Source organism: Nocardia sp. NPDC057353, assembly GCF_042667085.1.
Taxonomy (GTDB): domain Bacteria; phylum Actinomycetota; class Actinomycetes; order Mycobacteriales; family Mycobacteriaceae; genus Nocardia.
Genome location: NZ_JBHVAK010000001.1, coordinates 144,140 through 155,249 on the forward strand (window position 1 = coordinate 144,140; position 11,110 = coordinate 155,249).

Genomic DNA, 11,110 nt, shown 5'->3' on the forward strand with positions numbered 1-11,110 from the left:
CATCAAAGCGGCGCTCAGTATCGCGAACAGCAAGTATCCCGCGAGCCTCAATTTCGAGAAACCGAATCCGGCGATCGACCTGGCCGGATCCGGCATCGTGGTCGCGCGTTCGGCCGTCGCGCTCGGCGGCGGTGACGCCCCTGTTCACGGCGGCGTGTCGTCGTTCGGCTTCGGCGGGGTCAACTGCCACGTCGTGCTGTCCGGCGCACCCCATGCTCCGGCGCCGGAACCGGTCGAACGTCCCGAAGCCGAGGGGCCTGTGCCGTGGCTGCTCTCCGGGCGGGGGCGGGCCGCGCTGCGCGGCCAGGCGTCGACGCTGTCGGAATGGGCCCGGAAGAATACCGGCACCGATATTCGGGACACCGGATGGTCCCTCGCGTCCACGCGCACGCTGTTCGAGAATCGGGCCGTTGTCGTCGGTGACAGTCATGAATCGCTGACCTCCGGCCTCGCCGCGCTGGCCGCGGGCGAGCCGCACCCAGCCGTGATCACCGGGGCGGTGGTGCCGGATGAACTCGGTACCGTCTTCGTATTCCCGGGGCAGGGCGGCCAGTGGCTGGGCATGGGCCGCGAACTGCTCGCCTCCTCCACGGTATTCGCCCGGCGGATCGCCGAATGCGAATCGGCGCTCGCGCCCTGGGTGTCGTGGTCGCTGACCGAGGTGCTCGCCCACGGCGATGAGGCGACCGTGGGGCAGGTCGATGTGCTGCAGCCGCTGCTGTGGGCCGTCATGGTCTCGGTCGCGGCGGTGTGGGAGGCGCACGGCGTGCGCCCCGGCGCCGTCATCGGGCACTCGCAGGGCGAGATCGCCGCGGCGGTCGTCGCAGGCGCGCTCGGCCTCGCCGACGCGGCCCGGGTGGTGGCCTCGCGGAGCATGGCGCTGCGCGCGCTGCGCGGCACCGGAACCATGCTGTCGATCGCGCTGCCGCTGGACCGGATCCGCGAACACTGCGCGGTTGCGCTGGCCGAGGGCCGGGTGGCTATCGCGGCCGTCAACGGCCCCGCCGCGGTGGTGCTCTCCGGCCCTGAGCCCGAACTGCGCCGGGTCGTGGACGGCCTCGACGCCGAGGTGCGGACCCGGTGGCTACCGGTGGACTACCCTTCACACTCGGCTGCCGTCGAGATTCTGCGCGCCGAGCTGACCCGGACCCTGGCCGGGCTCACGCCCGTCGCGAGCCGGGTGCCGGTGTACTCGACGGTGACCGCGTGCGTGCTCGACACCACCCGGATGGATGCCGAGTACTGGTTCGAGAACCTGCGTGGCACAGTCGCTTTCCACGATGCGGTGACCGCGGCCGCGGCCGCCGGATTCACCAGGTTCATCGAGGTCTCGCCACATCCGGTGCTGGTCGGGGCCATCGACGAGACGCTCGGTGGCGCCGGTGTGGTGGTGGGATCGCTGCGGCGCGACCAGCCCGAGCGCGCGCAGCTGCTGCTCGCGGCGGCACAGCTCTTCGTCACCGGCACTATCGTCGACTGGGCCGCGGCATACGGCCCGGACGCCCACCGGGTGCGGCTGCCGACCTACGCCTTCCAGCGCCGGTCCTTCTGGGCGGAGACCGACGGCGCCGAGCCCGTCCCGGCTCCGGCGCGCCCGGCCGAGAACGATCTGCGGCCGCGAGTGCCGGTGGCCGACTCCGGTGACGCCCTCGAACTCGTCCGCAAGCACACGGCCGTCGTGCTCGGCCACACCGACCCGGGCGTCGTCTCTGTCGGCCTGACCTTCCGCGACCTCGGCTTCGACTCGATCATGGCGACGCGGCTGCAGCGCGCGCTCGCCGAGGCGACGGGCGCGCCGGTGCCTGCCACCCTCGTCTTCGACCACCCGACCCCGCTGGCGGTCGCGGAATTCCTGCGCGGCGGCGCCGAGACCGGCGCGGAGCTCCCGCAGGTCCCCGCCGACGAACCGATCGCGGTGGTCGGCATGGCGTGCCGGTTGCCCGGTGGAATCTCCGACCCCGAGCGGTTCTGGCAGTTCCTGCTGGACGAGGGCGACGCGGTGACCGGCTTCCCGGCCGACCGCGGCTGGGATCTGGCGAACCTGTTCGACTCCGACCCGGACGCCGCGGGCAAGTCCTATGCCCGCGAGGGCGGATTCCTGGCGGGCGCGGGCGATTTCGATGCAGGCTTCTTCGGGATCTCGCCGCGCGAGGCGCTGGCGATGGATCCGCAGCAGCGGCTGATGCTCGAGACGAGCTGGGAGGCGCTGGAGCGCGCCGGTGTCGATCCGGAAACGTTGCGCGGCAGCGATACCGGAGTGTTCGTCGGAGCGATGCCGGAGGACTACGGCCCGCGGCTGGGCAGCTCGGATGTCGAGGACGGCGTCGAGGGCTACCTGCTGACCGGCTCGGCGGGCAGCGTGGTGTCCGGCCGGGTCGCGTACGCGCTGGGGTTGCAGGGCCCGGCGGTGACGGTGGATACCGCGTGCTCGTCGTCGCTGGTGGCGCTGCACCTGGCGGGGCAGGCGCTGCGGTCGGGGGAGTGCTCGCTGGCCGTGGCGGGCGGGGTGACCGTACTCGGCACCCCCGGCATCTTCGTGGATTTCGCGCGGCAGCGCGGGCTGGCCCCGGACGGCCGGTGCAAGTCCTTCGCCGGCGCCGCCGACGGCACCGGATGGGCCGAGGGCGTCGGCGTCCTGGTGCTGGAGCGGCTCTCGGCGGCCATGGCCGGCGGGCGTCGGGTGCTGGCGGTGCTGCGCGGCAGCGCGGTGAACCAGGACGGCGCCTCCAACGGGCTGACCGCGCCGAACGGCCCCGCACAGCAGCGGGTGATCCGCCGTGCGCTGGCCGCGGCCGGGTTGACCGCCGCCGACGTGGATCTGGTCGAGGCGCATGGCACCGGAACGACGCTCGGTGATCCCATCGAGGCGCAGGCATTGCTCGCCACCTACGGGCAGGACCGGGAGGGCGGCGAGCCGGTGCGGCTCGGCTCGGTGAAGTCGAACATCGGCCACACCCAGGCCGCCGCCGGAGTGAGCGGGGTGATCAAGGCGGTGCTGGCGCTGCGGCACGCGGTGATGCCCGCCACCCTGCACGTGAACGAGCCGACGCCGCACGTGGATTGGGGCTCCGGCGCGGTCGAGCTGGTGACGGCGGCGCGGGACTGGCCGGTCACCGGCCGCCCCCGCCGGGCGGCGGTGTCGTCGTTCGGGATCAGCGGGACGAACGCGCACGTCGTGATCGAACAGGCACCGGACATCCCGGAGCCTCCGGTCGCCGATCCCGGGCCGGCCGAGGTGCCGGTGGCCTGGGTGCTTTCCGGCCGCGGCCGTCGGGCGGCCACCGCGCAGGCCGAGCGGATCGCCGCTTGGCTGCGCGGACAACCGGAGACGGTGACGACGCGGGCGTGGCTGGCCGAGGCCGGCCGCGCGCTGCTCGGATCGCGGACGCTGTTCGAGCACCGCACGGTCGTGCTCGGCGCCGACCGCGCCGAGCTGCTGGCGGCGCTCGACGCCGCCGCGACCGAGGTGCCGCACCCCGGCGTCGTCTCCGGTGCCGTGGCAGCGGAGTCCGGGGTCGTGTTCGTCTTCCCGGGGCAGGGGGGCCAGTGGCTCGGCATGGGCCGGGAGCTGCTGACCTCCTCGCCGGTGTTCCAGCAGCGGATGGCCGAGTGCGAAACCGAGCTGGCGCCGTATGTGTCGTGGTCGCTGCGTGCCGCTATCGGCGACGAGGAGCTGCTGGCCAGGGTGGATGTCGTGCAGCCGGTGCTGTGGGCGGTCATGGTCTCGCTCGCGGCGGTATGGCAGGCCGATGGGGTCGAACCCGCGGCGGTGGTGGGGCACTCGCAGGGCGAGATCGCCGCGATGGTGGTCGCCGGGGTGCTGAGCCTGGCTGACGGCGCGCGGGTGGTGGCGCTGCGCAGCGCCGCGCTGTGTGGGCTGGCGGGCACCGGGACGATGCTCTCGATCGGGGTCCCGGAGGCCGAGGTGCGCGCACGGTTCGCCGGTGCGCTGGCCGACGGCCGCGTGGCCCTCGCCGCGGTGAACGGCCCGGCGTCGGTGGTGCTCTCCGGCTCCGGTGCCGCGCTGGAGCAGGTCGTCGCGGAGCTGGGCGCAGGCGTGCGGACCCGGTGGCTGCCGGTGGACTATGCGTCGCACTCACCCGCGGTGGAGGTGCTGCGCCCTGAGTTGGAGCGGGTCCTTGCCGGGATCGTCCCGGCGCGCGGCCGGGTGCCGGTGTATTCGACGGTGACCGCAGGTTTGCTCGATCCGGACGTGGTCACCGGCGAGTACTGGTACGAGAACCTGCGCGCCACCGTCGCGTTCCACGACGCGGTCGGGGCGGCCATCGAGGCAGGCTTCACCCGGTTCGTGGAGGTCTCGCCGCATCCGGTGCTCACCACCGCCATCGGGGAGACGCTCGGCGGCACCGGCGTCGTGGTCGGATCGCTGCGCCGCGACCAGCCCGAACAGCGGCAGCTGCGCACCGCCGCCGCCCAGTTGTTCGTCAGCGGAACACCGGTCGCCCTGACCACCGGCCAGGGCGGCGGCGGGCACCGGGTGGAACTGCCGACCTACGCTTTCCAGCGTCGGCGGTATTGGCTCGAAACGCCGACCGCGACCGTCGAATCCGCGGACGACGCCAGGTTCTGGGAGCTGATCGATCGCGGCGACGTTCAGGCACTGAACGAGACGATCACCGCCGCGGACGCGGGCACCGCCGCCTGGGCTGCGGTGCTGCCCGGGCTGGCCGCCTGGCGACAGACCCGGCGGCGGCGCACGCAGATCGATACCTGGCGGCACCGGGTGGTCTGGAAGCCCGCCCCGGACGCCTTCCCGCCTGCGGTGCTCACCGGGCGGTGGCTGGTCGCCGGAGAACATCTTTCATGGGCCGAGGAGTGCGTGGCCGCGCTCGAACGACACGGCGCGACGGTCGAACGCCTGCGCCCGGCCGGCGCCGGGCGCGGCGACTGGCGTGCCGCCCTCGAGGCCGTCGGCGGTGCTATCGCCGGCGTCGTCTCGCTGCTCGGGCTGGACGAGCAGCCGCACCCCCGGTACCCGGCGGTCCCGGCCGGAGCGGCCGCGACGCTGGCGCTGCTGCAGGGGCTCGGCGATGCCGGTTGCGCGGCTCCGCTCTGGTGCCTCACCGGCGGTGCCGTCGGCACCGGCCCGTCCGATCCGGTCCGGCATCCGGGGCAGGCCCCCGTGTGGGGGCTGGGGCGGGTCGCCGCCCTCGAGCATCCCGGCGGCTGGGGCGGAGCCGTCGACCTGCCCGCCGATCCGGACGCCCCGAGCTGGGATCGGGTCTGCGCGGCCCTGGCAGCTGGCACCGGCGAGGATCAGATCGCCGTGCGGCGCACCGGAGTTCTGGTGCGCCGGCTCGTGCAGGCTCCGCCGCTCGCCGAGCGGACCGCTGATGACGGCTGGACGGCGGCCACGGTGGTGATCACCGGTGGTACCGGCGCGCTCGGTGCGCACCTCGCGCGCTGGGCCGTGCGCCAGGGTGCGCGCAACCTGCTGCTGCTCAGCCGCAGCGGCGAGGACGCCCCCGGTGCCGCGGAACTCCGCACCGACTTGGTCGCCACGGGCTGTGAGGTCCGGATCCGGCGCTGCGACACCGCGGACCGCGCCGCCCTCACCGCCGCGCTGGCCGATCTCCGGATCTCCGCGGTGCTGCACGCCGCGGGCAGCGACTGCGACCTGCCGCTGGCCGACACCGATCTCGACACCTTCGCGAGCACCATGAGTGCCAAAGCACTCGGTGCCTCAATGCTGGACGAGCTGCTCACCGGCCGCCCCGAGCTGCGGCTGTTCGTGCTGTTCTCTTCGGGTGCAGGCGTATGGGGCGGCGCCGGGCAGGGTGCCTACGCCGCCGCGAACGCCTACCTGGACGCCCTGGCCGAACGGCGCAGCGCGGCCGGACTCCCGGCCACCGCGATCGCCTGGGGCCCGTGGGCGGAGCGGGGCATGGCCGCCGGTGCGCGGGGCAGCAGGCTCGAGCGCGGCGGCATGGCGGCCATGCCGCCCGAACTCGCGGTGGAGGCGCTGCAGCAGATCGTCGACCACGGGGAGAGCACGGTCACCGTGGTCGACGCCGACTGGCCCCGGTTCCATGCCACCTTCGCGCTGGGGCGTCCGCGGCCGCTCCTGCACGACCTGCCCGGGGTGCGGCCGGAGCCCGCGCAGCAGCAGCGCGACGGCACAGGATCGGTCCTCGCGGAACGGCTCTCGGGGCTGACCCGCGCCGAACAGGACCGGCGGGTGCTCACCCTGGTCCGCGCCGCGGCGGCGGCCGTCGTCGGCGAGCCGGATACCGAGAGCATCGGCGCCGATCGCGCCTTTCGGGATCTGGGCTTCGACTCGCTGACCCTGGTGGAGCTGCGCGCCACGCTCATCGAGATCACCGGCCTCGAGCTGGCGACCACCGTCGCGCTGGACCACCCGACGCCCGCGGCCGTCACCGCTCACCTGCTCGGCCTGGTCCGCGCCGAGGACACCGCCGAGCCGGAGCCCGCGCCACGCGCCCGCCCGGACGACGAACCGCTCGCCGTGATCGGCATGGCGTGCCGGTTGCCCGGCGGGATCAGCACCCCGGAGCAGCTGTGGCAGCTGGTGCTGGACGGCGGCGACGCCATCACGGCCTTCCCCGCCGACCGCGGCTGGGACCTGGCGAACCTCTTCGACCCCGACCCGGACGCGGCGGGTAAGTCCTATGCAAGGGAAGGCGGATTCCTGCACGAAGCCGCCGATTTCGACGCCGAGTTCTTCGGGATCTCGCCGCGCGAAGCGCTGGCGATGGACCCGCAGCAGCGGCTGCTGCTGGAGATCGGCTGGGAGGCGTTGGAGAACGCAGGCATCGCCCCGGGATCGCTGCGCGGCAGCGATGTCGGCGTGTTCGCGGGGGCGATGCCGGAGGACTACGGCCCGCGGCTCGGCACCGCGGGTGTTTCGGAACAGGTCGAGGGGTACCTGCTCACCGGCACCTCCGGCAGCGTGGTGTCGGGACGGCTGTCCTACGTGCTCGGGCTGGAAGGCCCCGCGGTGACGGTGGATACGGCGTGCTCGTCCTCGCTGGTGGCGCTGCACCTGGCGGCCCAGGCGCTGCGCACGGGGGAGTGCTCGATGGCCATCGCGGGCGGCGTGACCGTCATGGCGACGCCGGGGCCGTTCGTCGATCTCAGCAGGCAGCGCGGACTGGCCGCGGACGGCCGTTGCAAGGCTTTCGATGCGGCCGCCGACGGCTTCGGCCCCGCCGAGGGTGCCGGTGTCGTCGTGCTGGAACGGCTCTCCGAGGCGCGAGCGAACGGCCATCCGGTGCTCGCGGTGCTGCGGGGCAGCGCCATCAACCAGGACGGTGCGTCGAACGGGCTGACCGCGCCGAACGGCCCCGCTCAGCAGCGGGTCATCCGCAGGGCGCTCGCCGTGGCCGGGCTCGGTACGGCGGACGTGGATGTCGTCGAGGCGCACGGCACCGGAACCGCGCTCGGTGATCCGATCGAGGCGCAGGCGCTGCTGGCCACCTACGGCCGGGACCGGGAAGATCCGCTGTGGCTGGGGTCGGTGAAGTCGAATGTCGGCCACACCCAGGCCGCGGCCGGGGTGACCGGCGTGATCAAGATGGTGCTCGCGCTGCGGCACGGGGTGCTGCCCGCGACGCTGCACGTGAACGAGCCGAGCCCGCACGTGGATTGGGCATCCGGTGCGGTGCGGCTGCTGACCGCCGCGCGGGACTGGCCGGAGACCGGCCGCCCCCGGCGCGCGGCGGTGTCGTCGTTCGGGATCAGCGGGACCAATGCCCACCTCGTCCTCGAAGCGGCACCGCCCGACGAGCCCGCCGCGACGGAGGGCTCCGATGGACCGGTGGTCTGGGTGGTCTCCGGGCGCGGCGAGCACGCGGCCGCCGCCCAGGCGGGCCGATTGGCCTGTTGGTTGCGCGAGCATGCCGGGCAGCACCCCGCCGACGTGGGCTGGTCCACAGTGACCAGCCGGTCGATGCTGCCGGACCGGATCGTGGTGCTCGGCCGCGATGCCGAGCAGCTGTCGGCCGCGCTGGACGCCGCCGCTGCGGGCACCCCGCATCCGGCGGTGGTCGCGGGTTCGGTGACCGGGGCCGACCACCGGGTGGCGTACCTGTTCGGCGGGCAGGGCTCGCAGCGGATCGGTATGGGCCGCGATCTGGTGGCCGCCTTCCCGGCCTTCGCCGCCGCGTTGGAGGAGGTCTGCGCGCACCTGGACAGGTGGTTGCCGCGCCCGCTGCGGGAGGTGCTCTCCGCCGCGCCGGATTCCCCTGATGCCCTGCTGCTCAACGAGACCCACTACACCCAGGCGGGATTGTTCGCGATCGAGGTGGCGCTGTTCCGGTTGCTCGAGACCTTCGCCCTCACCCCCGATGTGCTGCTCGGCCATTCGATCGGCGGGCTTGCCGCGGCCCACGTGGCCGGGGTGCTGTCGCTGCCGGACGCGGCGCGGGTCGTCGCCGAGCGCGGCAGGCTCATGCAGCAGCTCAGGGCGGGCGGCGCCATGGTCTCCATCCGCGCCGACGAAGCCGGGGTCGCGGCCTCGCTGCGGGAGGTGCTCGGCGCCGACGCGGCCCGGGTGGCGCTCGCCGCGGTGAACGCGCCGGACGCGGTGGTGGTCTCCGGTGATCTGGACGCGGTGACGGCGGTCGCCGAGCACTGGTCGGCGGCGGGGTACCGCACCAAGCCGCTGACGGTGTCGCACGCCTTCCACTCGCACCGGATGGACCCCATACTCGACGAATTCCGCACGGTGCTGGAGCAGGTCGAGCTGCGGGCGCCGCAGCTCCCGGTGGTCTCGGACAGCACCGGCGCACTGCTCACCGCCGAGCAGGCGACCTCGCCCGAGTACTGGGTCCGGCACGTGCGCGACACCGTCCGGTTCGCCGCTGCCCTCGCCCACCTGGCGGAGCAGGAGGTCACGCACTACGTCGAGCTCGGCGACGGCGCGCTGGCGAGCCTGACCGGCGGTGCCGGGGTGGCGTTGCTGCGCGGCGAGAACGAGGCGGAGGCCGTGCTCGCCGGGGTGGCCCGGCTGTTCACCGCCGGGGTCGAGGTCGACTGGCGCGCGGTCTACGCCGGACGCTCGGTCACCCGGACGGCATTGCCCACCTACGCTTTCCGGCGCACGCGGTACTGGCTCGATTCGACGCCGCCCGCTCCGCCCGCCGCGGGTTCCTGGCGGTACCGGGTGCAGTGGCGGCCCACGACCGCGCCGCTCGGCGACGGCAGGCTCACCGGCACCTGGCTGATCGCGGCGGCGCCCGGGCACGAGCAGTTCGTCGCCGCCTGCGCGCGGGCACTGGCCGCCAACGGCGCGGACACCGTCGTCCGCGTGCTCGAGCTGGACCGGATCGCCGACCGTGAGACGTGGACGCGAGAGCTCACCGCGCCGGTCTCCGGCGTGCTGTCGCTGCTCGGGCTGCTCGACACCGAGCTCGGCACGGTGGCGACGGCGGCGCTCGTGCAGGGGCTCGGGGCCGCCGGGATTCGGGCGCCGCTGTGGTCGGCCACGCGGGGCGCGGTCGCGGTGGGGCCGTCGGACGCGGTGACCGCCCCGTTCCAGGCCATGGTCTGGGGGCTGGGCCGGGTGGTGGCGCTGGAGCATCCGGAGAACTGGGGTGGGCTCGTCGATCTGCCCGCGGTGCTGGATGCCCGCGCCGCGCGGGCCCTGTGCGAGGTGCTCTCGGGCACCGGAGCCGAGGATCAGGTCGCCATCCGCTCGGCCGGGACATTCCTGCGCAGGCTGGTACCCGCGCCGGCGGGCGCCGAGCGCGCCGTGGCACTCACCGGCGGAACCGTGCTGATCACCGGCGGCACCGGCGCGCTCGGCGGGCACGTCGCCCGCTGGGCCGCGGGCGAGGGCGCCGCGCGGCTGCTGCTGCTCTCCCGCGGCGGCCCCGCCGCACCGGGAGCGAGTGAGCTGATCGCCGAGCTGCGGACGCTGGCCCCCGACCTCCGGGCGGAGGTGATCGCCTGCGACATCACCGATTCCGAAGCCGTCGCCGCAGTGCTCGCCGCCATCCCGGACGAGCACCCGCTGACCACGGTGGTGCACACCGCTGGAGTCGGCACCATGGGCACCGTGGCCGAGCTCGACGCCGCGGCCCTGGCGGCGGTGACGGCGGCCAAGGTCGGCGGCGCCGCCGTGCTGCACCGGCTGCTCGGCACGCCGGGCGAGGCACCGCGGCTGGTGCTGTTCTCCTCGGTGGCGGGGGTGTGGGGCGGGGGCGGGCAGGCCGCGTACTCGGCCGCCAACGCCTACCTGGACGCGCTCGCCGAGCACCGCTCCTGGCTCGGGCTCCCGACGACCGCCATCGCCTGGGGGCCGTGGGCCGAGGGCGGCATGGCCGCGGGGGCGGTGGGCGAGACCATGGATCGGCGCGGCCTGCGGTCGATGGCACCGGACGCCGCCGTCCCGGCGCTGGCCGGGGCGCTCGGGGAGACCGCGATCACCATCGCGGACATGGACTGGTCGCGCTTCCACCCTGCCTACGCGATTGCCCGCACCCGGCCGTTCCTGCACGAGATCCCGGCCGTCGCCGCGCTCGCCGCCCGGGACGAACCGACCGGACGGGACGTCCGGACACCCTTCCTCGACGAACTCGGCACCGCGAGCGACCGGCGCACCGCGCTCATCGACCTGGTCCGCACCGAGGCGGGAACGGTGCTCGGGCACAGCGGAATCGCGGGAATCCGGCCGGAGCGCGCCTTCCGCGACCTCGGCTTCGATTCGCTCGCCGCGGTGGAACTCCGCAACCGCATCAATGCGATCACCGGACTGGAACTCGAACCCACGGTCGTGTTCGACCATCCCACCCCGCAGGTTCTCGCCGACTACGTCGGGGAGCAGCTCCGGGGCGGAAAGGAGCCCGTCATGACGGTATTGACGACCCTGGAACGGGAACTCGCGTCGATCTCCGAGGACCGCGAACTCTTCGACGGGGTGCTGGCCCGGCTCGAGCAGCTGCTGTCGCCGCACCGATCCCGCGCCCCGAAACCGGACGCGGACCCCGCCGATCTGATGTCGGCCACCGACGACGAGGTCTTCGACATCCTGGCCGACGAATTCGACATCTCCTAGCCACGGACACCCGCACGGCAACCGGGGCGACCCGGCCGCGCTTTCGTGGCGCGCTATCGAAAGTAGTCTCCG

The 11,110-nt window shown here is 74.2% G+C and carries 1 protein-coding gene; it reads left to right on the forward strand.

Annotated elements, in window-relative coordinates; genetic code table 11:
* Positions 1-97: 97 nt before the first annotated feature.
* On the forward strand, positions 98-11,038 hold the full coding sequence (locus ACFUUZ_RS00715; protein WP_378690887.1) for a type I polyketide synthase: 10,941 nt from the start codon (positions 98-100) through the stop codon (positions 11,036-11,038).
* Positions 11,039-11,110 lie beyond the last annotated feature (72 nt).